General features: G+C 49.2%; 22 protein-coding genes and 3 pseudogenes. 19 read left to right on the top strand and 6 right to left on the bottom strand.

Annotation, left to right across the window (positions count from 1 at the left end):
- Positions 1–114 precede the first annotated feature (114 nt).
- On the top strand, positions 115–3,600 hold the full coding sequence (smc, locus tag ACTHSW_RS02660; protein WP_070461402.1) for a chromosome segregation protein SMC: 3,486 nt from the start codon (positions 115–117) through the stop codon (positions 3,598–3,600).
- A 93-nt stretch (positions 3,601–3,693) separates the two neighbouring features.
- Here the strand turns inward: smc and ACTHSW_RS02655 are convergent, their stop codons facing one another.
- From ACTHSW_RS02655 to pmbA, 3 genes are all read right to left on the bottom strand, one after another.
- The gene (locus ACTHSW_RS02655; protein WP_070461403.1) at positions 3,694–4,203 is read right to left on the bottom strand and encodes a cold-shock protein; all 510 of its coding nucleotides are present in this window, start codon (positions 4,201–4,203) and stop codon (positions 3,694–3,696) included.
- Positions 4,204–4,356: 153 nt separating this feature from the next.
- Positions 4,357–5,526, bottom strand: coding sequence for a glycosyltransferase (locus tag ACTHSW_RS02650; RefSeq protein ID WP_070461404.1), 1,170 nt, complete (start codon positions 5,524–5,526; stop codon positions 4,357–4,359).
- A gap of 87 nt (positions 5,527–5,613) precedes the next feature.
- Positions 5,614–6,945 (bottom strand): metalloprotease PmbA, encoded by a 1,332-nt coding sequence (pmbA, locus tag ACTHSW_RS02645; RefSeq protein ID WP_070461405.1) that lies wholly within the window; start codon positions 6,943–6,945, stop codon positions 5,614–5,616.
- Positions 6,946–7,069: 124 nt separating this feature from the next.
- Between pmbA and yjgA the strand changes: the two genes are divergently transcribed.
- The 4 genes from yjgA to ACTHSW_RS02625 all read left to right on the top strand — a co-directional run bounded on the left by yjgA (position 7,070) and on the right by ACTHSW_RS02625 (position 11,142).
- The gene (gene yjgA / locus ACTHSW_RS02640; RefSeq protein WP_440373750.1) at positions 7,070–7,603 is read left to right on the top strand and encodes a ribosome biogenesis factor YjgA; all 534 of its coding nucleotides are present in this window, start codon (positions 7,070–7,072) and stop codon (positions 7,601–7,603) included.
- Positions 7,604–7,674: 71 nt separating this feature from the next.
- Positions 7,675–8,385 (top strand): hypothetical protein, encoded by a 711-nt coding sequence (locus tag ACTHSW_RS02635; RefSeq protein WP_070607903.1) that lies wholly within the window; start codon positions 7,675–7,677, stop codon positions 8,383–8,385.
- Between the two features lie 102 nt (positions 8,386–8,487).
- Complete coding sequence (gene recJ, locus ACTHSW_RS02630; protein ID WP_070461407.1) at positions 8,488–10,188, top strand: single-stranded-DNA-specific exonuclease RecJ; 1,701 nt, start codon at positions 8,488–8,490, stop codon at positions 10,186–10,188.
- An 18-nt stretch (positions 10,189–10,206) separates the two neighbouring features.
- Entirely contained in the window at positions 10,207–11,142 is a 936-nt protein-coding gene (locus ACTHSW_RS02625) for a DMT family transporter (RefSeq protein WP_070461408.1), read from the top strand.
- Between the two features lie 94 nt (positions 11,143–11,236).
- On the opposite strand, the gene ACTHSW_RS02620 is transcribed toward ACTHSW_RS02625, so the two are convergent.
- Complete coding sequence (locus tag ACTHSW_RS02620; RefSeq protein ID WP_070461409.1) at positions 11,237–12,718, bottom strand: aldehyde dehydrogenase family protein; 1,482 nt, start codon at positions 12,716–12,718, stop codon at positions 11,237–11,239.
- Positions 12,719–13,058: 340 nt separating this feature from the next.
- Here ACTHSW_RS02620 and adhP point away from each other — a divergent pair, with 340 nt between their 5' ends.
- Positions 13,059–14,102, top strand: coding sequence for an alcohol dehydrogenase AdhP (gene adhP / locus ACTHSW_RS02615; protein WP_199900394.1), 1,044 nt, complete (start codon positions 13,059–13,061; stop codon positions 14,100–14,102).
- A 69-nt stretch (positions 14,103–14,171) separates the two neighbouring features.
- Here the strand turns inward: adhP and ACTHSW_RS02610 are convergent, their stop codons facing one another.
- Positions 14,172–15,095, bottom strand: a complete 924-nt coding sequence (locus tag ACTHSW_RS02610; protein WP_107768833.1) for an RluA family pseudouridine synthase — start codon at positions 15,093–15,095, stop codon at positions 14,172–14,174.
- A 238-nt stretch (positions 15,096–15,333) separates the two neighbouring features.
- Between ACTHSW_RS02610 and ACTHSW_RS02605 the strand changes: the two genes are divergently transcribed.
- Positions 15,334–15,609, top strand: coding sequence for a hypothetical protein (locus ACTHSW_RS02605; protein WP_234396192.1), 276 nt, complete (start codon positions 15,334–15,336; stop codon positions 15,607–15,609).
- A gap of 55 nt (positions 15,610–15,664) precedes the next feature.
- On the opposite strand, the gene ACTHSW_RS02600 is transcribed toward ACTHSW_RS02605, so the two are convergent.
- Positions 15,665–16,108, bottom strand: coding sequence for a hypothetical protein (locus tag ACTHSW_RS02600; RefSeq protein ID WP_225905490.1), 444 nt, complete (start codon positions 16,106–16,108; stop codon positions 15,665–15,667).
- A 29-nt stretch (positions 16,109–16,137) separates the two neighbouring features.
- Here ACTHSW_RS02600 and ACTHSW_RS02595 point away from each other — a divergent pair.
- The 12 genes and pseudogenes from ACTHSW_RS02595 to ACTHSW_RS02540 all read left to right on the top strand — a co-directional run.
- A pseudogene (locus tag ACTHSW_RS02595) lies at positions 16,138–16,434 on the top strand (hypothetical protein); the annotation flags it as partial.
- Positions 16,435–16,449: 15 nt separating this feature from the next.
- Positions 16,450–16,692: pseudogene (locus ACTHSW_RS02590) on the top strand (class IIb bacteriocin, lactobin A/cerein 7B family); the annotation flags it as partial.
- Positions 16,693–16,959: 267 nt separating this feature from the next.
- A complete protein-coding gene (locus ACTHSW_RS02585; RefSeq protein ID WP_070461413.1) occupies positions 16,960–17,247 on the top strand; it encodes a hypothetical protein in 288 nt (95 codons plus the stop codon).
- A 293-nt stretch (positions 17,248–17,540) separates the two neighbouring features.
- On the top strand, positions 17,541–17,768 hold the full coding sequence (locus tag ACTHSW_RS02580) for a hypothetical protein (protein ID WP_070461414.1): 228 nt from the start codon (positions 17,541–17,543) through the stop codon (positions 17,766–17,768).
- Between the two features lie 113 nt (positions 17,769–17,881).
- A complete protein-coding gene (locus tag ACTHSW_RS02575) occupies positions 17,882–18,160 on the top strand; it encodes a hypothetical protein (protein ID WP_070461415.1) in 279 nt (92 codons plus the stop codon).
- A gap of 580 nt (positions 18,161–18,740) precedes the next feature.
- Positions 18,741–19,009 (top strand): annotated as a pseudogene (locus ACTHSW_RS02570) (hypothetical protein).
- Positions 19,010–19,147: 138 nt separating this feature from the next.
- Positions 19,148–19,804, top strand: a complete 657-nt coding sequence (locus ACTHSW_RS02565; protein WP_070461513.1) for a C39 family peptidase — start codon at positions 19,148–19,150, stop codon at positions 19,802–19,804.
- Positions 19,805–19,921: 117 nt separating this feature from the next.
- Positions 19,922–21,217, top strand: coding sequence for a histidine--tRNA ligase (gene hisS / locus ACTHSW_RS02560; RefSeq protein WP_070461514.1), 1,296 nt, complete (start codon positions 19,922–19,924; stop codon positions 21,215–21,217).
- Entirely contained in the window at positions 21,218–21,847 is a 630-nt protein-coding gene (locus tag ACTHSW_RS02555; protein ID WP_070461416.1) for a YfgM family protein, read from the top strand. It abuts the gene before it with no gap.
- Between the two features lie 141 nt (positions 21,848–21,988).
- Positions 21,989–23,446, top strand: coding sequence for a ribosome biogenesis GTPase Der (gene der / locus ACTHSW_RS02550; RefSeq protein ID WP_070461417.1), 1,458 nt, complete (start codon positions 21,989–21,991; stop codon positions 23,444–23,446).
- A gap of 297 nt (positions 23,447–23,743) precedes the next feature.
- Positions 23,744–24,040, top strand: coding sequence for an RNA chaperone Hfq (hfq, locus tag ACTHSW_RS02545; RefSeq protein WP_036493792.1), 297 nt, complete (start codon positions 23,744–23,746; stop codon positions 24,038–24,040).
- Between the two features lie 78 nt (positions 24,041–24,118).
- Positions 24,119–24,688, top strand: a complete 570-nt coding sequence (locus ACTHSW_RS02540; protein WP_070461418.1) for a tRNA (mnm(5)s(2)U34)-methyltransferase — start codon at positions 24,119–24,121, stop codon at positions 24,686–24,688.
- Positions 24,689–24,709 lie beyond the last annotated feature (21 nt).

Here is a 24,709-nt window from a genome sequence, read left to right as displayed (position 1 = left end):
TTCAGACGGCCTTTTGAAGATAAAAAAGCAGTCGGACTTTATGGATGCTTTTCTCTCAACGGATCAGCGTATTTCCGTTAAAATACGCCTTCTTTTCAGATTCGAAACATTGCCATGCGCCTTACCCACATTAAACTCTCCGGCTTCAAATCTTTTACCGACCCGACCACGATTCATGTTCCGGGGCAGCTTGTTGCGGTTATCGGGCCGAACGGCTGCGGCAAGTCGAATGTGATTGACGCGGTGCGCTGGGTGTTGGGAGAGGCTTCGGCGAAGCAGCTTCGCGGCGAGAGTATGCAGGACGTGATTTTTAACGGTGCGGCAACGCGCCGTCCTGCGCCGAGAGCTTCGGTGGAGCTGGTGTTTGACAACAGCGACCACAGTTTGCAGGGGGCGTGGGGGCAGTATGCAGAGGTGAGCATCAAGCGGCAGCTGACGCGTCAGGGCGAATCGACTTATTTCATCAACAATCAGACCGTGCGCCGCCGCGACATTACCGATTTGTTTCTGGGTACGGGCGTGGGCGCGCGCGGTTATGCCGTTATCGAACAGGGGATGATTTCGCGCATCATCGAAGCGCGGCCGGAGGAGTTGCGCGCCTATATCGAGGAGGCGGCGGGCGTGTCCAAATATAAGGAACGCCGCAAGGAGACGGAAGGTCGTCTGAAAGACACGCGCGAGCATTTGCAGCGTTTGGGCGATTTGCAGAACGAGTTGGCGCGTCAGGTGGAAAAGCTGGAAAAACAAGCGGAAACCGCCGAACGCTACAAATCCCTGACCGCGCAGTTAAACCAACAACAGGATTTGCTTGATTACGCGCAATGGCAGCAATCGCTTGCCGCCGCCGACAAGGCGACCGCGCAGCATCAGTCTTTGCAGGCGCAGCAGGACGAAACCGCCGCGCAGGTTCAGGCGTTAAACGACGAAGTACACGCCTTGCAGACCGCCGAGCAGTCGCAGCAGCAGGCGGTACACGAATTGAGCAACAAACGCGGCGTGTTGCGCGAGCAGATTGCCCGTTTGGAAGAACAAATCCGCCATCAGCAAAACCTGCACCAACGCATCGAACGCGACAAGCAGGCGGCGCAGGCGCAGTTGCAGCGCATCCATCAAGAGCAGCAGCAAATCTGCGTCAAGCTGGAAGAAAACGAGTTATACGTCGAAGAAAAGCAAACCGAATTGGCGGAATGGGCGATGCAGGTTGCTGAACACGAAGAGCGTCTGCCCGAATTGGAAGAAGCCCAAGCCACGCTTAACGCCGCCTTCCAAACCCAGCAGGACGAGGCAAACCGCATCCGCCGCGAACTGGCGTTGAAGCAGCAGCAGCTTGCCCATGCCGAACAAACCGTTGCCAAGCACGAAGAGCGCAAAGGCCGTCTGAAGCAGGAAAACCAAGCCCTGAACCTGCCCGACGAAGCCGAAACCACAGCCGCGCAGGAAGCCGCCGCCTTGTTGCAAAGCCAGCAAGAGCATTACGAAGAGCAAATCATTGCCGCCGAAGAAGCCTTACACGCCGCCCGCGAGGCGTTTCAGACGGCCTCAAACCGCTTCCAAAGCCTGAAGCAGCAACACATCACCTTGCAGGCGCAGCAGCAGGCATTGTCGCAAATCCTGTCGCAACAGCAGGAAGCCGCCGACTTCTGGCAGGCAACCGACCACGCCGCCGCGCCGCAGCTGTGGCAACACATCACCGCGCCCGCCGAGTGGCAGCACGCCTTGTCCGTCATCCTTGCTGAACGCCTGCATGCCCGCGCCGTGCCGCACGGCTTCGTTCCCCCCGCACCTTTGCCGCAGGGGCAGGCGGCATGGCTTTCAGACGACCTCTCCGGCGGCTTCAAAAAATCCCTGCCCGTACAGGCATTGTTGAACCAAATCCAAGCGCAGCCGCCGTTTCAGACGGCATTGCACCACTGGCTCGACGGCGTATTGTGCGCGCCCGATTTGAGCTACGCCCTCGCGCATCAAAGCGATTTGGGCGCCCACCAAATCTGGCTCACGCCCGAAGGCCATCAGGTCGATAAAGTCAGCGTCCTGCTCTATGCCAAACCCGCGCAGGAAAGCCTGATTGCCCAAAAAGCCCGTCTCGACGGCATTGCGTCCGAACTGGAAAACCTCGCCCCCGAACTCTCCGCCGCCGAAGCCTCGTTCAAACAGGCGGAGGCAACCGTGCGCTCGTCCGAAGTGCAACATAAAAACCTGATGCAGCAGCAACAGCAGCATACGCGCCAATACAGCCAAGCGCAGCAACGCGCCGCCGAACTTTTAGCGCGCACCAACCAAGGGCAAATCCGCCGCGAACACATCGAGCGCGAACTGGCGCAGTTGGCGGAAGAGCAGACCGTGTTGCAACATACTTCAGACGGCCTTGCAGACGACATCGTTACCTTGCAAGAGGCCGCCGCTGAACTCGAACACCAGCAGCAAACCACCGCACACAGCCGCCAAGAGCAGCAAGGCCGTCTGAAACAGGCGCAGCTTGCCCTGTTGGAAGCCAACCGACAATACGGGCTGGCGGAAGTCGCCGTTCACAAGCTCAACCAGCAAAAACAAAACTACCAACAGCAAATTGCCCAGCTTGAACAGCAAACATTCGACTGGCAGGAACGCCAGCAAGAGCTTGCCCTCGCCTATGAAACCGAGTTCCAAAACGACGAGCAGCACATCAAGCTTGAAGAATTAAGCGAAGCCGTACAGACCTTGGACGAAGAATATATTGTTGTACAGGAGAAACTCGCGCAGATTCAGGAGCAGGGCAGGGAGCAATACGCTAAAGTGCAAACCCTGCAAACCAAGCTGCCGCAGCTTCAGGCCGCCACCCAAACCGCCCTGTTGCAGCAGCAGGAAGCCCTGATTAACGCCAAACGCTACCATCAAAACCTGACTGAACGCGCCGCCGATTTGGACGCGCTCGAAGCGTTGGCGAAAGAATCACCAAAAGTATTGAACAACAGCATCGGCAGCCTCACCCAGCAAATCGAAGCCCTCGGCGCCGTCAACCTCGCCGCCCTGCAAGAACTCGAAGAAGCGCGCGAACGCGACGGCTACTACCGCAGCCAAAGCGAAGACGTACAGGCCGCTATCGTGCTTTTGGAAGAAGCCATCGCCCAAATCGATGACAAAACCAAAGAGCGTTTCAAAGAAACCTTCGACGCTGTCAACGGCAAAGTCCAAACCTTCTTCCCGACCCTGTTCGGCGGCGGCGAAGCCACCCTCAAGATGATAGGCGACGACCTCCTGACCGCCGGCGTGTCCATCATGGCGCGCCCGCCCGGCAAGAAAAACAGCACCATCCACCTCCTCTCCGGCGGTGAAAAAGCCCTCACCGCCATGAGCCTCGTGTTCGCCCTGTTCAGCCTCAACCCCGCCCCCTTCTGCCTTCTGGACGAAGTCGACGCCCCGCTGGACGACGCCAACACCTCGCGTTTCTGCAATCTGGTCAAAGAAATGTCAGCGCAAACCCAGTTCCTCTACATCTCCCACAACCGCCTGACCATGGAAATGGCAGAGCAGCTCGTCGGCGTAACCATGCAGGAAAAAGGCGTCTCGCGCGTCGTCGCCGTGAACATCAAACAGGCGTTGGAAATGGCGGAGCCGAATTGAGGTAAGAACAAAGGCCGTCTGAAAGAATGAGGAAGAAATCTATAATTTCATCTTCCCATTTTTTCAGACGGCCTTTTTGTATTGGATACAGCGTTATTGTTTTGAAGTATTATCTTTGGAGCGTTGAGGTTGCCCCGAGCGTTGGTTGTTGCCGTTGACGGCATCGCGCCATGCTTTGCGTTCGGCTTCGATTTTGGCGGCTACTTCGTGAACCATGGTTTCTTGTTTTTTGACGACAGGCTCTTCCGGTGTGTTGTCGGAAAAGTGGAGGCCGTACCACAAGACGGCGAAAATGCTGCAGACGAAGATAACGGCAATCAGGCCGACGATAGCTTGTTTGCCGGCGAGGGGTTTTTCAGGGGGAGGGACGAGGACATCGAAGCAGTCGGCGCAATCGAGGGCGAAGCAGACGTTTTCGGCTTCTTTGCGGCCGCGTCGGCCTTCTGTGATGTTGAAGGAGATGTGTTGCCCTTCGGCCGGAAGGCGGGTAAGGGTGGTGAAGGCGGCAAGGGCAAGAAAGATTTCTTGGCCTGTGTCTTCTATGGTAGCGGCTCCGAAGCCGCGCTTGCTGTTCCAGCGAGTAATCGTTCCGTAATAGCGCATAATATATGTGGGATATTATTGTAGGTAACAATTTTTCCTTCGACTGATTTTAAATCAAAAAGTTTAGTTATTGTCTTAAATTTACACTAGATTTGTCTTGTTGGAAGCAGGCAGGCCGTCTGAAGGATTTCAGACGGCCTGTATGGTTTATGCCTATTTATTAAGCACTTTTTGGAAGGTGTCGATCAGGTGTTGCGCAATGGCACGGCTGCCGAATTGTTGCAGGCAATCTTGGCGCAAACGGACGGGATCGTAGTGTGCATGGTTTTCGTAGAGGGTGAGCAAAGCTTTGGTCAGTTCCGGTATGTTTTCAATTGGTACCAACAGGCCATTGTCGGATGTGACGATGGATTGGGGGCCGCCGCAACGTGTGGCGATAACGGGCAAACCTTGCGACAGTGCTTCGATATAGACGACGCCGAAGGTCTCGGTACGGCTGGCGAGGACGAATGCGTTGCTGTGGCGCATGAGATCCAGGGTTTGGTCGGTGGTTAATGCGCCGGTAAAGGTAACGGCGTGGTTGATGCCCAAGTCGCTTGCCAGTTGTTTCAGACGGCCTTCTTCTACGCCGCCGCCGCCGATTTTGAGTTTGAGCTGCGGATAGGTTTTGAGTGCTTCGGCAAAAGCAGGCAGGAGCAGGTCGTGGCCTTTGAGGTGGCGCAGGTGGGAGACGCTGCAGAAGGTGAAGTCTTGATTGTTTTTTTCGGGGAACTCGAAATCCTGTTCAAAATTGCCGCCCAGCATATTGGGCAGGTATTGCCAGTCTGTACCGGCGTAGGTTTTTTCGAGAATGCGGCAGAAATCACGGCTGACGGCGAATCGGGTCGCGCTGTGGCGCACGGCTTCGTGCATGGACGGCCATTGGTTTTTTCGGACAAGGCCGCGTGAAATGGCGCTGCTGTGTTCGGTAATTACATAGGGAATGCCGTATTTTTTGAAGATGGCACAGGCCAAAATGGCGGCATAGTTGACGCAATGGGCGTGAATTACGTCGGGTTTGCCGTTGTCGGCGATATAGGCTTCAAAAGCTTTCATGCCTGCATTGACCCAGCGGATGCGGTCGATGTCGACAACCGGGCAGCGCGGGAAGAAATACATGCTGTCGTAGGCGTAAGTGTTGAGTCCGCCTTGCTGATGGCGGCGCAGGCCGTAGAAGCGCGAGAAGATGGTTTTCGGCTGACTTCTCAAGTAGCGGAACATGGGTACGACCATGCCGATTTTCATGCCTTCACGTTGCAGGGCTTGGGCTTGGAGACGGAAAAAGATTCCGTCCACGTCAGTTTCGGAAGAAGGATACCAAGAGGGGATAACGACAATATGCATGATGTGTTTTTTATGGAAGTAGATAACGGCGAGGCCGTCTGAAAAGAAAAGATATCTTTCAGACGGCCTTTTGTATATTTAGTTCAATCAGTTGCCGGCAACCGTCATTTTAGAAACCAAGATGGAGCCGATTTGATTGGATGAACGGCGTAATGCGTCGTCTGCCACGCCGGTGATGTCGCGGTACATATCCTGCAAACGTCCGGCAATGGTGATTTCCTGAACCGGATAGGCAATGACGCCGTTTTCCACCCAAAAACCGGCCGCGCCGCGCGAGTAGTCGCCGGTAATGCCGTTGACGCCTTGTCCCATCAATTCGGTAACCAGCAAACCTGTTCCCATTTCTTTCAACAGGTCGGCCTGCGTGGCGTGGGTGTGGTTCAGATACAGATTGTGCGCACCGCCGGCGTTGCCCGTTGTCTGCATACCGAGTTTTTTCGCGCTGTAACTGCTGAGGAAATAGCCTTCGACGATACCGTCTTTCACCACAAAACGCGGCTGCGTGGACACGCCCTCGGCATCGAAATAAGTGCTGCGGAACGAGCGCAGGATATGCGGTTCTTCGCGAAGGCTGAGAAATTCGGGAAGCACCTGTTTGCCGATACTGTCAATCAGGAAGCTGCTTTGGCGGTAGAGCGCGCCGCCGCTGAGTGCGCCGATAAGGTGGCCGATTAAGCCGACTGCGACAGTGGTATCAAACAGTACGGGATAGCTGCCGGTCGGAACGCTGCAGCTATTCAGACGGCGTAAAGTCCGTTCGGCTGCAGTTTGGCCGATGAGTTCGGGCGCGTCCATGTCTTCTTGACGGCAGGAAGAATCATACCAATAGTCGCGCTGCATGCCGTGTTCGTCGCTGGCGACCACGCTGCAAGAAATGCTGTGGTGCGTGCTTTGCTGGTGTGCGGCAAAGCCGTGGGTGTTGCCGTAAACATATTGGTAATGGCCGGTATGAACCGATGCGCCTTCGGAATTTTCAATGCGTTTGTCCGTTGACAGAGCGGCCTGTTCGCATTGCTTGGCCAAATCAATGGCGGATTCGGTACTCAAATCCCATTCGTGGTAGCGGTCGAGGTCGCCGATATGGGTTGCCATCAAGGCAGCGTCGGCAAGGCCGGCGCAATCGTCTTCGGCGGTATAGCGTGCAATATCGATGGCGGCTTTGACCGTATCTTGCAGGGCGCGTTCGGAAAAGTCGGCAGTGCTGGCTCGGCCTTTGCGTTGGCCGACATAGACCGTAATGTCTAAAGATTTGTCTTGTTGGAACTCGATTTGTTCGATTTCGCCCAAGCGCACGCTGACGCTTTGACCGAGCGACTCGCTGAAATCGGCTTCGGCCGCGGTGGCGCCGGATTGTTTGGCCAAATCCAGCGTGTGTCCGCACAAGCGCAACAGCTCGTCCGGTGTGTGGTTAAACAGCATAAAAAGGTTTCCTGACAGGGTTTTGCGGCATTTTAACCGTTTCAGACGGCCTCTGCAAAAATCGCACGGAAAGGCCGTCTGAAAACTGATAAAATAGGCAGATTCAGAAAATCAGGGAAACACAATGTTTGAACAAGAAGACGAATGGGTCAGCAAAACCCAAATGAAAAAGCAGATGAACGATTTGCAGGCTTTGGGTATGGAATTGACCAAGCTCTCCAGCGATACGCTGAAAAAAATCGGCTTGGACGAAGAGCTGTTCGAAGCCATTGCCACCTATAAAAAAATCACGTCCAACAGCGCGCTCAAACGCCAAGCCCAATTTATCGGCCGCCTGATGCGCGATATCGACCCTGCGCCCATCGAAGCTTATTTGGCCAAACTGCGCGGCGACAATACGGCACATAATGCCTTTTTGCAACGTGTCGAGCAGGCGCGTACACGACTGTTGGCAGACGATGGCGCGATTACCCAATTTATGGCCGATTTTCCGCAAGCCGACGCCGGCAAATTGCGTACCTTGATCCGCAACACCAAAAAAGAGCAGGAACAAAACAAACCGCCGAAAAACTTCCGCGCGTTGTTCCAAGAAATTAAAGCAGTGATGGAGGCCGGTCAATCCGACGTTTCAGAAGAAGGGAAGGATTGGGAAGAATAAACCTTAAGGCCGTCTGAAAACGGATTGCGGTTTTCAGACGGCCTGTATCGTAATACCGAAGGAGGATGACCATGAAATTTCGCCACTCTGCAATCGCCTTGCTGGTTGGTGTATTGACCCTCAATGGATGTACTACCGATCTTTGGGAAAGAAATAGCCCTTTCCATCAAACCACAACCGAAAAAACCGTCGCTAAAGACAATATTCAAGCATTTGGCGTGGTTGCCCAAGACAATACGCAACTGGAAACAGGCAGCTTGGTCATGATGGGCAAAAAATATTGGTTTGTCGTTAATCCTAAAGATTCGGCCAAGTTGAAGGCAGTTTTGGGCGCTAAGCTGAGTAAACGCTTTCAAATGGTTCAGCAAAACCCAAAACAGGTGTATGAGGCTTTGCCGGTTGAATTGAAATCTCCTGAAGCGCAAACTTTTCGCTCGAATTTCTGCCTGCGTTACGATACTCAAAAAGCTGCCGAGATTGCCAAGTTAAAACAGTTGGCGTTCAAGCCGGTTGAACTCGATGGTAAAACTGTCTACACACGGTGTATTTCTACCGAAGGTCATTATTATGCGACGCCGAAAAATGTTGCCGAAGACCGCCGTTTTGACACTGCCGTCCCGGTCAGAATTTATTATACGGAAACCAAAAAAAGCACCGACGTTTGGAAGTTGACGGGGAATATCCTGAAAACGCCATTTACATTGGCTTTGGACGCAGTCGGCGCAGTGATAGCAGGCTCATATGTCGTAGTCAGTGAAATTATCGATGCTTCACGCAAATAATATCCAAGGCCGTCTGAAAACGGATTGCAGGTTTCAGACGGCCTCCTCCTTAAAATAAATGTTTCAAAAAATTAATTTTTTCTCTATTTAATCCCACACACTATGTCCGTCAAAATTCAAACACGTTCCATTAATCCGACTGTTTTCAACGACTTGCTCACTGCCGGTACCGATCCTTTGATTGCGCGGCTGTGTGCTGCGCGTGATGTGCAAAGTCCGGCCGAGTTGGACGACAAGCTTGCTGCGCTTTTGCCGTATCAATCGCTGACAAACTGTGAAGCCGCCGCCGGACGTTTGGCGGATGCGATTGAGCGTCAGGAAAAAATCCTGATTGTCGCCGACTATGATGCCGACGGCGCAACGGCGTGTTCCGTCGGTATGAGCGGTTTGGCGGCGATGGGGGCGAAAGTGGATTTTCTCGTGCCCAACCGCTTTGAACACGGCTACGGCTTAACGCCCGAACTCGCCGAACTCGCTGCCGAGCAAGGTGTGGATTTGTTGGTGACGGTGGATAACGGTATCGCCAGCATTGCAGGCGTGGCGCGTGCGCAGGAGTTGGGTTTGGATGTGATTGTGACCGACCACCATCTGCCTGCCGAGACCGTGCCCGACTGCATCATCGTCAATCCAAACCAAAAAGGCTGCGGTTTCCAAAGTAAAAGCTTGGCGGGCGTGGGAGTAATTTTTTATGTATTGATGGCTTTGCGTGCCGAGCTGCGCCGCCGCAATTATTTTTCAGACGGCCTGAAAGAGCCGAATCTGGGCGACCTTTTGGATTTGGTCGCACTCGGTACCGTCGCCGACGTCGTCACTCTAGACCACAACAACCGTATCCTCGTGTCTCAAGGGTTGAAACGGATGCGTTTGGGCAAAATGCGCCCCGGCATCCGCGCCTTGTTTGACGTGGCGCGACGAGATTGGCGCAAGGCTCAGCCGTTTGATATGGGCTTTGCGTTGGGACCGCGCATCAACGCGGCCGGACGGCTGGACGATATGTCGGTCGGCATTGCCTGTCTGTTGGCGCGAGATGACACCGAGGCGCAGGAACTGGCGGCTCAGTTAAACAACCTCAATATCGAGCGCCGCGAAATCGAGCAGTCTATGCTGCAAGACGCGCTGAATGCTTTTCCTGAAACCCTGCCTTCAGGTCAGACGACGTTGGTGGCGTATCGCGACGACTTCCATCAAGGCGTGGTCGGCATTGTTGCCAGCCGCCTCAAAGACCGTTTTTATCGTCCGACCATCGTATTTGCGCCTGCCGACAACGGCGAAGTGCGCGGTTCGGGACGCTCCATTCCCAATTTGCACCTGCGCGATGCTTTGGACTTGGTATCCAAACGCCATCCCGATTTGATTTTGAAATTCGGCGGACACGCAATGGCGGCGGGTTTGAGCATACTCGAACACAATATTCCTGCGTTTCAGACGGCCTTTGAAGAAGCCGTACGCGAGATGGTGTGCGAAGACGATTTGTCGCAAACCTTCATCACCGACGGCAGCCTGCCCGCACGCGACATTACGCTGGAACAGGCGCAAAACCTTGCCCGACACGTTTGGGGGCAGGGCTTCGCGCCGCCGAGTTTTACCGATGAATTTCACGTTGTCCGCCAGCAGCCTCTGGGCGCGGAGGGCAAACATAAAAAAGTCTGGCTGCAAAAAGACGGCTACGAATTTGAAGCCATGTTCTGGCGTTGCAGCGAAGACATTCCCGAATACATCCGTACAGTGTACCGTCCCGTTGCCAACGAATGGCGGAATAATCTCGAATTGCAGCTTTATATCGACTACTGGGAAGCCGCGTAAATAAAGGCCGTCTGAAAAATGAAGAAACAAAAAACTTGGCTCGGCTTTTCATTGGCGCTGCTTGCCACCATGACTTGGGGCTCGCTGCCGGTAGCGGCGCAACAGGCCTTAAAAGCCGTCGATGCGCCCACGCTGGTGTGGATACGCTTTTTAGTGGCGTCGCTGGTGTTGTTTGCGTTGTTGGGACTGACCGGCAAGCTGCCGAGGCCGTCTGAATTTTCCAAGCAAACCTTATTTTTATTGGTGCTGGGTATTGTCGGCATTTCCGCCAACTTTGTGCTCGTTGCCATGGGTTTGCACTATATTTCGCCGACAACCACGCAGGTGTTGTGGCAACTCTCGCCCTTTACCATGATTTTGGTCGGCGTTGGCGTGTTTAAAGAAGCCTTTACGCATTGGCAAAAAATCGGCTTGATGCTTTTGCTGACGGGTTTGGTCATGTTTTTCAACGATAAATTCGGCGAACTTTTCAGCTTGGGCAGCTACGCGGTCGGCGTGATGATGGCGGCTTCGGGCAGCATGATTTGGGTGTGCTACGGCGTGGCGCAAAAACTTCTGTCCAAACATTTCAATTCGCAACAAATCCTGCTCATGATTTATTTTTGCAGCAGCTTTGTTTTTCTGCCGTTTGCCGAACCGTCGCAAATCGCCCATATCGGCAATCCGTTTTTATGGGGCTGCTTTATCTATTGCTGCCTGAACACGCTGATCGGCTACGGTTCATTCGGTGAAGCGCTCAACCATTGGGACGCTTCAAAAGTCAGTATCGTTACCACGCTGATACCTGTATTTACCATGATATTTTCCACCATCGGCCATCATCTCGCCCCCGATTATTTTGCCGCTTCGGATATGAATCTCGTCAGCTATGTGGGTGCCATGGTGGTTGTGGCCGGAGCCTTGCTGGCGGTGGCCGGAGAGAAAGTAATGGGGCTTTTTTTGAGAAAGATATGAAGCTTTATTGAGAAACAGAATAAAACAAGGCCGTCTGAAACAGGTTTCAGACGGCCTTTATATTTTCTAAATCAGATTAATGTGGAACGGCGGATTAATAGAAGCCTTCGCGTTCTTCACGGGTGCTGATGTAGATGTTTTTCACTTGGGTGTAGGCGGCGAGCATCATTTTGTGGGTTTCGCGGCCGATACCTGAAGTTTTGTAGCCGCCAAACGGTGCACCGGCAGGCAGGCGGTTGTAGCAGTTTACCCAAACGCGGCCGGTTTCCAATGCATTGGAAACGCGCAGGCAGCGGTTGATGTCGGTACTCCAAACTGCGCCGCCCAAGCCGTATTCGCTGTTGTTGGCCATTTTGATGACTTCTTCTTCGGTTTTGAATTTAATCACGGTGGCAACAGGGCCGAAGATTTCTTCTTGGGCAACACGGGCTTCGTTGCTGCTGGCCTCAATCAAAGTAGGCTCGACAAATTCGCCTTTGCCCAATTCGCCTTCGATTTTTTTACCGCCGGTAATGATGCGGCAACCTTCTTGTTCGCCGATTTTGACGTATTTCAAAATGGTCTCGAGTTGACCGGCATTGACTTGCGAACCCATTTGGGTGTCGTCTTCCCAAGGCAGGCCGACTTTGATTTTTTTGAACTCTTCCGCCAAGGCATTGACGAATTTATCGTAAATACCTTCCTGAACGAAGATACGAGAACCGGCGCAGCAAACTTGGCCTTGGTTGAACAAAATACCTTTTTGCGCGCCTTCGAGGGCTTTGTCGAAAGGCATATCGTCGAAGAAGATGTTGGCGGATTTGCCGCCCAACTCCAAAGTGGACGGAATCAGTAATTCGGCAGCGGCGATGCCGACGCGACGGCCGACTTCGGTTGAGCCGGTAAAGGCCAGTTTGTTGAAGCCTTTGTGGTGCAGCATGTATTCGCCGGATTTGGAACCGCGGCCGGTAATCACGTTCAACACGCCTTTAGGCAGCAGGTGGTTGATTTTTTGAGCGAGGGACAACAGGCTCAATGAAGTGCTGGAAGAAGGGTGGATGACGATGGTACAACCTGCGGCCAATGCCGGAGCGATTTTCCATGCGGCCATCAAGAATGGAAAGTTCCAAGGAATGATTTGGCCGACAACGCCGATCGGTTCGCGCAAAACGATGGACAGGTCTTCGGCGTCAAGCTGGGTCGCAGTGCCTTCTTCGCCGCGGATCACGCTGGCGAAATAGCGGAAATGGTCGGAAGCCAATGGTACGTCGGCGGCGCGAGTTTCGCGGATCGGTTTGCCGTTGTCCAAGGTTTCTTGCAGGGCGAACAATTCGGCGTTTTCGTCAATTACATCGGCGATTTTGTTCAAAATGGCCGCGCGTTCGGTAGTCGTGGTTTTACGCCATGTTTTGAACGCTTCTTGTGCAGCGGCTACGGCAGCATCGACATCAGCATCGGTTGCGTCTGTGAACTTGGCCAACTCATCGCCATTAGCAGGGTTGTAAGAGGATAAAAGTTTGCCTTCGCTACCTTTCGTCCATTCGCCGTTGATTAAAAGACCATATTCTTTATCAAACACATTTAAATCTTTTGCCATAATGCTGTCTCCTTAATGAGTGGGAAGGCGTGTTTCTGCGCCATAAAAACAGCTTATGCTTTTTTCTTTTTAAGTTCAAGTACTAAAAATGAGAATGTTCTCAAAATTTACGTTTGCAATGTTGTTTCATGTAGCAGGCCGTCTGAAAAATAAAGGATTTGATTGAAATGAAATTGCATTTGTTAATGTATTTAAAGATTTATACGGCTTAAATAGATCCTGTTATGATATAACATTATAACTATTTGTTTTTAAAAAGATTATGGGTTGACGGCTTCGGATATGGGGAGTATTCTCATTCATAGCTAAACAGTTTTTCAACACCCTAGGAGACTCTCTCATGAAAATGCATGCTGTGGTAGTAAATAAAGATGTAGCAGGTGATGTAGAAGTTGTTGAACGCGAACTGCGTCCGCTGGAATATGGCGAGGCGTTGGTGGAAGTCGAGTGTTGCGGCGTGTGCCACACCGACTTGCACGTTGCGGCAGGCGATTACGGCGACAAACCGGGTCGCGTGTTGGGACACGAAGGCATCGGTTTGGTTAAAGAAGTTGCCGACGGTGTGAAAAATCTGAAAGTCGGCGACCGTGTCAGCATCGCATGGCTGTTCCAAAGCTGCGGTTCTTGCGAATATTGCAATACCGGCCGCGAAACCTTGTGCCGCTCTGTATTGAACGCAGGCTATACTGCCGACGGCGGCATGGCGACCCACTGTATCGTGAGTGCCGATTACGCGGTCAAAGTCCCTGAGGGCTTGGATCCTGCGCAAGCTTCGAGCATTACTTGTGCCGGTGTGACCACTTATAAAGCGATTAAAGTTTCCGGCGTTCGTCCGGGTCAATGGATTGCGATTTACGGCGCAGGCGGTTTGGGCAACTTGGCGGTTCAATACGCGAAAAAAGTGTTTGGCGCGCACGTTGTTGCCATTGACGTCAACGATGACAAACTGGCTTTTGCCAAAGAAACCGGCGCTGATTTGGTAATCAATGCCGCCAAAGAAGATGCGGCTCAAGTCATCCAAGAAAAAACCGGCGGCGCACACGCAGCCGTGGTAACAGCCGTATCCGCTGCAGCGTTCAATTCAGGCGTTAATTGTGTCCGCGCCGGCGGCCGTGTCGTTGCAGTCGGCTTGCCACCTGAGTCTATGGACTTGTCTATCCCACGTTTGGTATTGGACGGCATCGAAGTGGTCGGCTCTCTGGTCGGTACCCGCAAAGATTTGGAAGAAGCATTCCAATTCGGCGCAGAAGGTTTGGTTGTGCCTAAAGTCGAATTGCGTGCTTTGGATGAAGCGCCTGCCATCTTCCAAGAAATGCGCGAAGGTAAAATTACCGGCCGTATGGTGATTGATATGAACAAAGAGTGCAGCTGCATTCATCACTAATCGAATGATTCTGTGACAAAAAGGCCGTCTGAAAAATTTCAGACGGCCTTTTTCATTGGATTGGATAATTTAAAGCGTAAAGCTGCTTTCAAATACGCGGATTTCTCCGCTGACAGGATCGGTAAACTCTATTTTTTTAGCCAGAAGTTTTAAAGGTTTGTCGTAGTCTTCATCACCGGCCGCCAATGGGGTAGGGTAAAGCGCATCGTTCATCAGCGGCATATTCAAACTCATCATATGCACGCGCAGCTGGTGTTTCTTTCCTGTATGCGGCGTGAGGCGGTAGAGGCTGAATGCACCGCGGTTTTCGATAAGCTCGATGGTCGTGTGGGCATTGGGTTCGCCTTCCGTTTCCCGCGTGAGAAAGAATTTTTCGCCGCGTTCCATTCGTGACGAAATATCCAGCGGATAGTCCAAATCCGTCCGCGTCGGCGCCACCGCTTCATAGGTTTTTCGGACGGTTTTTTCTTGGAACATGGTCTGATAACCACGACGCGTGGCAGGGTTGAGCGAAAGCAGCATAACGCCTGCCGTATCTTTGTCCAAGCGATGAATCGGCGTAATGTCTTCAACATTCAAATGCTGCAATTCCGGCCGCAGACGCAGGCGCGTGAGCAAGGTTTCCCGCAAAAACCTGCCGCTGGGGATGACGGGCAGAAAATGCGGTTTGTCCACTACAATCAAATGCTCGTCAATATGCAAAATCTTTTCTTCAAACGGAATACGCGGCTCGCTCTCACGGCTGGTTTCACGGTAATAAAACATCGTCTTGCCGGGTTCGAACAAGGTATTTTCATCAAACGGCACGCCATCCGCACCCACCACAAAACCGCTGTTCAGCCGCCGCCGCCAGTTTTCTTCGCCGACAAAGGGAAAATGAGCGCATAAAAAATGCAGCAGCGGCAAGCCGTAAAACTGCTTTTCATGCGGTAAAACCAAGTAGCTGGGTTTGACACCGTTTAAAAGGGGTAGGGGATTGGTACGTTTTTTCATGCGGCGGATTGTACTCGGTTTTTAGGATTTTTTCAGACGGCCTTGTTTATATGGAAAATAAACTTCTAATAACGGATATGTATTGATGCAGGTTTTGTGTTTAAATAGCCTCTATAAATGGAATCAGATAAACTGGTTTTGTTTGAACTTGCTTTTATGGCATGAATTAAAGAAATGATAAAGAAGCAATATTTGAGAAAAGGAGAATATTATGCAGAGAAAAATCGGCATAATCATCATGTTATCCGCGTTTTCCGTATCCGCTATGGCGGGAGGGGAAGTTCGGCTTGGCAAGAGTAAGGCATACGATAATGAGTATGAACTTGTGGCAGAGCATGAAGTCAATGAAGAAGTTTCACAATTAAATCAAGACGAGTATGCCGCACATCCAATACGCAACGATAGCGGCGTCATGCAGTCAGGAAAAGTGGCTTCAGACAGACAAGCCGTTTCCCAATACGGAAAACCTAATTTGCCGCCTGTCCGCTTAAATCCGCATCCTTCACGACCTTGATTTCAAAATCAAAGGGCTGCTCCATTTGTTTGGGCAGCCCTTTTGTTTTGTCGGCTCACTCACATTTTTGTTTGCGCAAAACAAGTTTGTAATCGGTTTTGATGCCGGTTTGATCGCCAATCATCTTAAAATCATCTATCAAACAACGGTTTTCTGTACATTTCAACGTGAAATCTGCACCGACCCTATGGCCGTCAAATTGTTTAAATGTTGCCCGGACGGTATGGGGAGAAGTGACCTTGACTTGCAAAGTTTTATGGAAGTTGTCAGGATGATCCTGACCAAAACCCAAGTAGTAATGTATCGGCATGTCACATCCCATCTCCATATCGGGTTGCTTACGGATATTTGTGTCGAATTTATTGAATTGTCGGATAATTTTTTGTAGTTCAGGCGTGGTAACACGATTGTGTTCAGAGCCTAAATCCACTTTGGTCAGGTAAACCTTTTTGACTAAATCTATTTTTGCTTGATTATTTGTGGCGTTATCTGCAGCCATCGCTTGAGAGAAAAAGGGAGGGCAGCTTTTTCATATCGGGCAACTATTGGCTGCTCAACTTCAACATCTCATTTGCCGCCAACTACAGGATCAGCCTCACGGGCGACATCCAATGGCTGGGCAGGAAGCCCGACCGACTGGACGGCGAACGGGAATGCTCCGGAAATACATCCATCTACGCCCATCTCGGTGCAGGTTTCGGTTTCACCAAAACCACGGCTTTAAACGCATCCGCACGTTTCAACGTTTCAGGGCAAACCAGTTCCGAACTGAAATTGGGCGTACAGCATACATTTTCAGCAGTTTTTGATTTTCCAACGTTGTAATCCAAAGGAGTTGTTATGAGAAAACAAATTACCGCAGCCATGATGATTCTAACGATGATTGCCGCTCCGGCGATGGCAAACAGCATGGAAAATCAGGTATTTGAAAACCAAGTGTTCCACACGCAGGCAGATGCGCCGATGTAGTTGGCGGAACTATCGCCGCAGGAAATGAAAGACACTGAGGGGGCTGTTGCTCCTTGGGTAGCCGGTGGTATCGTAGGAGGCATATGGGGAGGTGCCGGCTATATGCATGGGGCGTCTATCAAGGTCATTACAAATGGGACAATGCCAAATTTGCAGATAACGTAGCAACAGGTGCTGTCATTGACGCATCATTTGGTACTGCGGGGGCAATTGCCAGTGGAGGAGTCAAATTTATTCCCAGCCTGACAAATGCAGGAGCAAACATATGGAGAGTAAATAGCACACTTGCCAACAATGGTGCAAATCGCGTATGGCGTAGATAAATCATAACAAGCAGGTAATGAATTAAAGACATTACCTGTTTTTACAGAAATTTTTAAAATGGATGATTTGATTGCAGCTTTTTTAGGCTATTTATCAGGTAAATATAGCGAAGGGAAAATAAGCAGATTAAAAATATCTCTAACGGCAGGAAGTATTTTCTTTGCAGTATTCTTTATTCATGACCTGATAATTTTTATTATTGATGGAAATAAGGAAAATCTTTGGAATTTTATTACTAAGATAATGAAAGATTTATTTTTATTTTCCTGTTCTGTTATCTTATTATGCTATTTTTTGTTATTTATTGCCGAAAAAGTTGGGGAAATAATAAATAAAATTAAATAAGATATTTGAATAATAAGCTAATCGATATGGCTATTAAAACAATTTAATCATTTAATTTTAATAATTTTTTAATATTTATCTTGGATTTGAAATACTGCAATCAGGAGGCTAAAACTTCCATTATAATGGTAAGTATATATTTCATTATTTTAATTTCATCAAAAAACGAAATTCAAGATTATACATGCCGCCAATAGTTTTCTTGATTGTTTTGTGTATTTATCTGATATATCAACATCTCTCTATTTTATTTCGAATTTTATTGTTGAGACTTGCATTGAAAATCATACAAGATGATGAAAAATAAATATATTTTAATAAAAACAGCAATCAGTATAACTGCCATATTTATATTTTATCTTCTAATTCAAGAAAGCAGCGGAAAAACTGAAAAACCATCATATTTCTTGATGGCCATGTTTCTAAACTCGCTTTGGTTTGATAAAGAAAATAAAACAGTTATGGCTGCCGTTACGGCAATTATTGCCGCCTACTTTATATTTGTCGCACTATCCGATTAATAAGCAAACAAAAAAGGCTGCTTGGAAATTTCAGGCAGCCTTTTAGGAGGATTTTGATGGAACATTATCTCCTCCCCAAGAATTTGTTATGAAAAAAACAAATCACCGCAGCCATGATGATTCTGACGATGATTGCTCCCGCAATGGCAAACAGCTTCGACAATCAGACATTTGAAAGCCAAGTGTTCCACACGCAGGCAGATACGCCTATGCAGTTGGCGGAGCTTTCTCAGAAGGAGATGAAGGAGGCTGAAGGGGCCATGGCGCCGTTGGTGGCACTTGGGTATTTAACTAGGATAGGTACTTTTGTTGCTGCAAGATATGCTACCCCAGTAGTTCGAGGGCTCATATTTTTTATGGACGCCAATTGGCTAAGACTCCAAAATAATTAGAATTTGTTGCGGGCTTGGGCAATAATTGCCCAATCATATTGTGTATTTTATGAGGGGTGGTGATGATAATTGAAGTTGAAATTGATAGTACTAATAACGAGCAGATTTCTTTTTTAAAAAAATAGCCGTTGGTCAAGCTCTGAAATTATAAGAAAATTTCCAAATAATAAATTATTTTTTTCAAAAAATACGCTGCATTATAATAATGCGGACAAATTACTGTGCAGGACAGTCATTTTTCCGGAAGGGACGATTCTTTCCTACGAAGAAAATTCCAAAAAATTTAATTTACAGGTAAAAAATGCACAAAAAAATAATATTAAGTTGCAAGGTGTATATACACCTTCCACCGAACTGGTTCATGTAGTTCATAATCTTTGCCTGTTAGGAAATGTAGTTCTCCGTATCATAGGAGATAATACTGATTTGAATAATATAGAAAAAATAGAACTTAATTTTGAGAAGTTTGATAAGTATTTTTTTTATATCGGAAGATATGGAAATAATGTTTATAAATAAATAAACCAATTTCCAACCAAGCCTGCTATCGGTTTGGTTGGAAGTAAGAGGAGGTAAGGTAGTGTTTCCTGTTATTTTCTTTTCGACATTGGGCTGTATTTTAGTATGGATAAAAGATATGCCTAAAATAAAATCAAAAAAAATTTTGGGAATATCCTTATATATTATAGGAATAATAAATGTAATAATCGGCTATGTATTAATTAAAAATATATTAGTTTCTGTTTCGGATGAAATTGGAATAAAATATCTTGCAATATATTTATCAAATATTTTTTTTGGACAATCCTGATGATGGTATTCGTAAAAAGACTGTCTAAGAAGCGGTAAGGGCAGTAGGTCATGGTGCAACATGGTTTGCCCCTAATACCTGTTATATCCCTTACTATTTATACTATTAAGAATAATTATGTAAGAGGTCGTCTGAAAGCTTTTTCAGACGACCTCTTACATATATCTTTAGAAGGTATGATGATATTAAAACGTATTTGTCTGTCAGTGCCGATTGCCGTTTCTTTATCCGGTCTTCTGAATGCTGCACCTATGTTTAACGATAATCCTGTTGTTTACGGAAAAATCAAAGTGCAAAGTTGGAAAGAGAGGCGCGATTTCAATATTGTAAAACAGGATTTGGATTTTTCCTGCGGGGCGGCTTCGGTGGCGACGCTTTTGAACAATTTTTACGGGCAAAAGCTGACGGAGGAAGAAGTGTTGAAAAAACTGGATAAGGAGCAAATGCGCGCGTCGTTTGAGGATATGCAGCGCATCATGCCCGATTTGGGTTTTGAGGCGAAAGGCTATGCCCTGTCTTTCGAGCAGCTCGCGAAGTTGAAAATCCCCGTCATCGTGTATTTGAAATACCGCAAGGACGATCATTTTTCGGTATTGCGCGGTATAGACGGCAATACGGTTTTGCTTGCCGACCCGTCGCTGGGTCATGTTTCCATGAGCAGGGCGCAGTTTTTGGATGCTTGGAAAACTCGTGAGGGAAATTTGGCAGGTAAGATTTTGGCTGTTGTACCGAAAAAAGCGGAGACGATTTCAAATAAATTGTTTTTTACACATCATCCCAAGCGGCAGACGGAATTTGCAGTCAAACAAATCAGGCTACGGCGTGTAGAGTGAGTCAAAGGCCGTCTGAAAACTTTTTCAGACGGCCTTTTGATTTGTTCCCAACCTCACAAACCCTTAAAAATCAGCTATAATGCCCAACTATTTGATTTTCGCTTATCCCATATTGAAATGGCACAAAAAATTCAATCTGTAAAAGGTATGAACGACCTTTTACCTGTCGAACAAAAAGATTTCAAACTGACGGCTGCGTTTTGGCAGGCGTTTGAAGATACGGTCGGCCGTTGGACACGCGCTTACGGCTATCAGCAAATCCGTACGCCGATTGTCGAGCAAACCGGTTTGTTTGTCCGCTCCATCGGCGAGGAAACCGATGTGGTCGGCAAGGAAATGTACACCTTCTCCGATTCAAACGATTCTTTGAGTTTGAGCTTGCGTCCTGAAGGTACGGCTTCTTGTTTGCGTGCGGTGGTCGAACACAACCTTCTCTACAACAGCCCGCAAAAGCTGTGGTATATGGGGCCGATGTTCCGTCGCGAGCGTCCGCAAAAAGGCCGTTATCGTCAGTTCCATCAAGTCGGTATCGAGGCTTTGGGTTTTGAAGGGCCGGATATTGATGCGGAAATCATCGCGATGTCTGCCGACTTATGGGAAAAATTGGGTATTCGCGAATACCTGACTTTGGAAATCAACAGCTTGGGCAACCGTGAGGAACGTGCGGCACACCGTGCTGCATTGGTTGAATATTTGACCCGCTATGAAGCGCAACTGGACGAAGACAGCAAACGCCGTCTGAAAACCAATCCTTTACGCGTTTTGGATACGAAAAACCCTGATTTGCAGGAAATCTGCAACGCGGCGCCGCGTCTGGTAGATTACTTGGGCGAGGCTTCGCAAAACCACTATGCACGCTTCAAGGCGATGTTGGATGGTTTGGGTATTCAATATATTGAAAATCCGCGCTTGGTCCGCGGTTTGGATTATTATAATCAGACGGTTTTTGAGTGGACGACCGACAAACTCGGCGCGCAGGCGACTGTGTGCGGTGGTGGCCGTTACGACGGTTTGATTGAAGAGCTTGGCGGTAAACCTGCGCCGTCTATCGGCTTTGCGATGGGTATTGAGCGCCTGCTGCTTTTGGTGAGCGAATACGGCTCTCTGGAAGTGAACGCCGCGCCTGATGTCTATGCAATGCACCAAGGCGAAGGTGCGGACTTGCAGGTGATGAAATACGCGCAAGCCTTGCGCGCTCAAGGTTTCAATGTAATGCAGCATTCCGGCTATCAAAGCCTGAAGGCGCAAATGAAAAAAGCAGACAACAGTGGCGCACGCTTTGCCCTGATTGTAGCTCAGGATGAGCTGGTAAACGGTACGGTTACCCTGAAAGATATGCAGGGCAAACGCGAACAACAAACCGTTGCCGCCGCTGATTTGACAGACACTTTACAACAATGGAAGAACGCATAAATGGCAGCCCATTTGGAAGAACAACAAGAGTTAGACAACTTTAAATATTTTTGGAAAAAAACCGGCCGTTGGATCTTTGCCTTGCTGATTGTGGCGGCTTTGGGGTATTTGGGTTACACCATTTACCAAGGCCAAAAAGCTTCAAAAGATCAGGAAGCCGCCGCCGTATTGGCGCAAATGGTGGAAAAGGCGCAGCAAAAAACCGACCAAAAAGCCATCAACGCCGATTTGGCCGAATTGCAAAAAAACTATCCTGATTCCATTTCGACAGCCCAAGCTACTTTGATGGTAGCAGCAACCGAGTTTGATGCCGGCCGTTATGATGTGGCGGAAGGTCATTTGAATTGGGTGCTGAAAAACCAAAATGCACCGCTGGTTCAAGCTTTGGCAGCCCAGCGTTTGGGCGTTGTCCTGTTGCAGCAAAAAAAATACGATGCCGCCATCAATGCCCTGAATACTCAGGTTGAGGCTGATTTCGAGCCTTTGATGCTGGAAACTAAAGGCGATGTTTACGTTGCCCAAAATAAAACCAAAGAAGCCGTACAAAGTTACGAAGCTGCTTTGAGCAAAATGCCGCAAACCGCAGTAGGCCGCGAATTGCTACAAATGAAAATCGACAGCTTGAAATAAGTTTGTTTGAAATCAAGGCCGTCTGAAGTTGCAATGACTTTTCAGACGGCCTACACTTATCCTTATCAACCGTGTTTTTAAAACACCTGCTTGTGTTCCGCTCCCGTTTTTAGGCGGCACTTGACACAGAAAGACTCAATCATGAAACCAACCATCGCGCTTGTCGGCCGCCCCAATGTCGGCAAATCTACTTTATTCAACCGTTTGACGCGCACCAAAGACGCGCTCGTGCATGACCTGCCCGGCCTGACGCGTGACCGACATTACGGTCATGGCAAAGTCGGCAGCAAACCTTATTTGGTCATCGATACCGGCGGCTTTGAGCCGGTTGTGGACAGTGGCATTTTGCACGAAATGGCAAAACAAACCTTGCAGGCTGTCGATGAAGCCGATGCAGTGGTGTTTTTGGTGGACGGCCGCACCGGTTTGACGCCGCAAGACAAAATCATTGCCGACCGTTTGCGCCAAAGCCCGCGTCCTGTTTATTTGGCCGTGAATAAAGGCGAGGGCGGCAATAGGGCCGTACTTGCCTCCGAGTTCTACGAACTTGCTTTGGGCGACCCTTATGTTATTTCAGGTGCGCATGGCGATGGTGTGTATTATCTGATTGAAGATATTTTGGAAACCTTCCCCGAGCCTGAAAAGGAAGAGGAAGAAGCGAAACATCCTGTTTTTGCTGTAATCGGCCGTCCAAATGTCGGTAAATCGACCTTGGTAAACGCTATTCTCGGCGAAGAGCGCGTGATTGCCTTCGATATGGCAGGCACAACACGCGACAGTATCCATATCGATTTTGAACGTGAAGGCAAACCGTTTACCATCATCGATACCGCAGGTGTGCGCCGTCGCGGCAAAGTGGATGAAGCGGTGGAAAAATTCTCCGTTATCAAAGCCATGCAGGCGGTTGAAGCGGCAAATGTTGCTGTTTTGGTATTGGACGCGCAACAAGATATCGCCGACCAAGATGCGACGATTGCAGGTTTCGCTTTGGAAGCAGGCCGTGCCTTGGTGGTGGCGGTCAATAAATGGGACGGCATCAGCGAAGAGCGCCGCGAGCAAGTGAAACGCGATATCAACCGCAAACTGTATTTCCTTGATTTTGCTAAGTTCCACTTTATTTCTGCGTTGAAAGAGCGCGGTATAGACGGTTTGTTTGAAAGTATTCAGGCTGCCTACAATGCGGCGATGATTAAGATGCCGACGCCGAAAATCACGCGCGTATTGCAAAGCGCGATCGAGCGTCAACAGCCGCCGCGTGCTGGCTTGGTGCGTCCGAAAATGCGCTATGCCCACCAAGGCGGCATGAATCCGCCGGTAATTGTGGTACACGGCAATTCGCTGCACGCCATTTCCGACAGCTACACACGCTATTTGACCCAAACGTTCCGCAAAGCCTTCAATCTGCAAGGTACGCCGCTCAGAATTCAATACAATGTTTCGGAAAACCCGTATGAAAATGCGGAAGACAAACCGAAGAAAAAACCGCTGCGCCGTGTCAGCTTGAGCAACCGTATTGAGAAACGCGAAGGCCGCAAGGAAGAGAAAAACCGCTTCAAGAAGAAAACCAAAGTCAGCGTGAAAAAACAATTCAGCAAATAAACACAAAGGCCGTCTGAACAATTTCAGACGGCCTTTTTATAATGAAAAACAGATTGTTAGAGCTTCATGGCATATTTTTGATAGGGTTTGTCGAATTTAAAAAAACATCAAATTTGAATTGGGGATTGTTGTGAATATGGAAATGAAACAGTCGGTTTGACGTGAAGTTCCCTTATTGCTGGATTCCTAAACGGTGTGATAGAAAAAAATAGTTGGTAATTTATCCTATTCGGGGCTACAATCCCATCAAACGCCGATTTTGGCGTCTTTACAATCATAATAATGGAGCTCAAGAATATGACAGCTAAAGGACAAATGTTACAAGATCCTTTTTTGAATGCGTTGCGTAAAGAGCACGTTCCGGTTTCAATCTACTTGGTAAACGGCATCAAGCTGCAAGGCCAAGTGGAATCATTCGACCAGTACGTTGTTCTGCTGCGTAATACTTCCGTCACTCAAATGGTTTACAAACACGCTATCTCAACAATCGTTCCTGCACGCGCAGTCAGCCTGCAACACGAAAACAAACAACCTCAAGCCGCTGCCGCAGCTGCTCCGGTTCAAGTTGAGACAGTGCAACAACCTGCCGAATAAATGATGTAACGCATTCCTGTTTTTCAATACCTTACCGCTTTTGCGGTAGGGTATTTTTATTTTCAGACGACCTTTATCATGCTGCTTGAGAACATTCTTCCCTTTGCCCACTCCTTGTTACGACAAGCCTTAAAAGCAGGCGGCCGCGCTTTGGATGCGACGGCCGGAAACGGGCATGATACTTTGCTGTTGGCGCAGTCGGTTGGAGAGACGGGTAGGGTGTGGGCGTTTGATGTGCAATCCAAAGCACTGGAGCAGACTCAAGGCCGTCTGAAAGAAAATGGCGTAGATGGTTGGGTAGCCCTGATACATGACGGTCATGAAAACGTTTTATCTTATATCGACGAGTCTTTAGATGCCGCAGTATTTAATTTCGGTTGGCTGCCGGGGGGCGATAAAAGCTGTACGACTGAGGCGACAAGCAGCATCCGTGCGCTGACGGATACTTTGGGTTTGCTGAAAGAGGGCGGGCTGGCCGTAGCGGTATTGTATCCGGGACATGAAGCCGGCCGAATAGAGGCTGAAGCGATTGTGCAATGGGCGGAAACTTTGCCGCAGGAAGCATTTGCCGTGTTACGCTATGGCTTTGTCAACCGCCGCAATGCGCCTCCCTATCTGCTGGCGATTGAAAAGTTGCGTCAGAAATAGATGTTTGCGGTAAAATAGCTG

Source organism: Neisseria sp. P0008.S004 (genome assembly GCF_051962755.1).
Classification (GTDB): domain Bacteria; phylum Pseudomonadota; class Gammaproteobacteria; order Burkholderiales; family Neisseriaceae; genus Neisseria; species Neisseria subflava_A.
Note: the sequence above shows the minus strand (reverse complement) of the source record. Positions and strands in the feature narration are given on the sequence as shown.

What these genes read in the sequence shown, in the direction of transcription:
- ACTHSW_RS02625 (WP_070461408.1), top strand. Translation starts at nt 10,207, where the DNA reads ATGAAGAAACAAAAAACTTGGCTCGGCTTTTCATTGGCGCTGCTTGCC.
- hfq (WP_036493792.1), top strand. Translation starts at nt 23,744, where the DNA reads ATGACAGCTAAAGGACAAATGTTACAAGATCCTTTTTTGAATGCGTTG.
- ACTHSW_RS02620 (WP_070461409.1), bottom strand. Translation starts at nt 12,718, where the DNA reads ATGGCAAAAGATTTAAATGTGTTTGATAAAGAATATGGTCTTTTAATC.
- yjgA (WP_440373750.1), top strand. Translation starts at nt 7,070, where the DNA reads ATGTTTGAACAAGAAGACGAATGGGTCAGCAAAACCCAAATGAAAAAG.
- ACTHSW_RS02575 (WP_070461415.1), top strand. Translation starts at nt 17,882, where the DNA reads ATGATGATTCTGACGATGATTGCTCCCGCAATGGCAAACAGCTTCGAC.
- ACTHSW_RS02585 (WP_070461413.1), top strand. Translation starts at nt 16,960, where the DNA reads ATGGATGATTTGATTGCAGCTTTTTTAGGCTATTTATCAGGTAAATAT.
- ACTHSW_RS02580 (WP_070461414.1), top strand. Translation starts at nt 17,541, where the DNA reads ATGATGAAAAATAAATATATTTTAATAAAAACAGCAATCAGTATAACT.
- ACTHSW_RS02650 (WP_070461404.1), bottom strand. Translation starts at nt 5,526, where the DNA reads ATGCATATTGTCGTTATCCCCTCTTGGTATCCTTCTTCCGAAACTGAC.
- ACTHSW_RS02555 (WP_070461416.1), top strand. Translation starts at nt 21,218, where the DNA reads ATGGCAGCCCATTTGGAAGAACAACAAGAGTTAGACAACTTTAAATAT.
- pmbA (WP_070461405.1), bottom strand. Translation starts at nt 6,945, where the DNA reads ATGCTGTTTAACCACACACCGGACGAGCTGTTGCGCTTGTGCGGACAC.
- der (WP_070461417.1), top strand. Translation starts at nt 21,989, where the DNA reads ATGAAACCAACCATCGCGCTTGTCGGCCGCCCCAATGTCGGCAAATCT.
- recJ (WP_070461407.1), top strand. Translation starts at nt 8,488, where the DNA reads ATGTCCGTCAAAATTCAAACACGTTCCATTAATCCGACTGTTTTCAAC.
- ACTHSW_RS02540 (WP_070461418.1), top strand. Translation starts at nt 24,119, where the DNA reads ATGCTGCTTGAGAACATTCTTCCCTTTGCCCACTCCTTGTTACGACAA.
- ACTHSW_RS02600 (WP_225905490.1), bottom strand. Translation starts at nt 16,108, where the DNA reads ATGGCTGCAGATAACGCCACAAATAATCAAGCAAAAATAGATTTAGTC.
- ACTHSW_RS02635 (WP_070607903.1), top strand. Translation starts at nt 7,675, where the DNA reads ATGAAATTTCGCCACTCTGCAATCGCCTTGCTGGTTGGTGTATTGACC.
- ACTHSW_RS02610 (WP_107768833.1), bottom strand. Translation starts at nt 15,095, where the DNA reads ATGAAAAAACGTACCAATCCCCTACCCCTTTTAAACGGTGTCAAACCC.
- ACTHSW_RS02655 (WP_070461403.1), bottom strand. Translation starts at nt 4,203, where the DNA reads ATGCGCTATTACGGAACGATTACTCGCTGGAACAGCAAGCGCGGCTTC.
- ACTHSW_RS02565 (WP_070461513.1), top strand. Translation starts at nt 19,148, where the DNA reads ATGATGATATTAAAACGTATTTGTCTGTCAGTGCCGATTGCCGTTTCT.
- hisS (WP_070461514.1), top strand. Translation starts at nt 19,922, where the DNA reads ATGGCACAAAAAATTCAATCTGTAAAAGGTATGAACGACCTTTTACCT.
- ACTHSW_RS02605 (WP_234396192.1), top strand. Translation starts at nt 15,334, where the DNA reads ATGTTATCCGCGTTTTCCGTATCCGCTATGGCGGGAGGGGAAGTTCGG.
- smc (WP_070461402.1), top strand. Translation starts at nt 115, where the DNA reads ATGCGCCTTACCCACATTAAACTCTCCGGCTTCAAATCTTTTACCGAC.
- adhP (WP_199900394.1), top strand. Translation starts at nt 13,059, where the DNA reads ATGAAAATGCATGCTGTGGTAGTAAATAAAGATGTAGCAGGTGATGTA.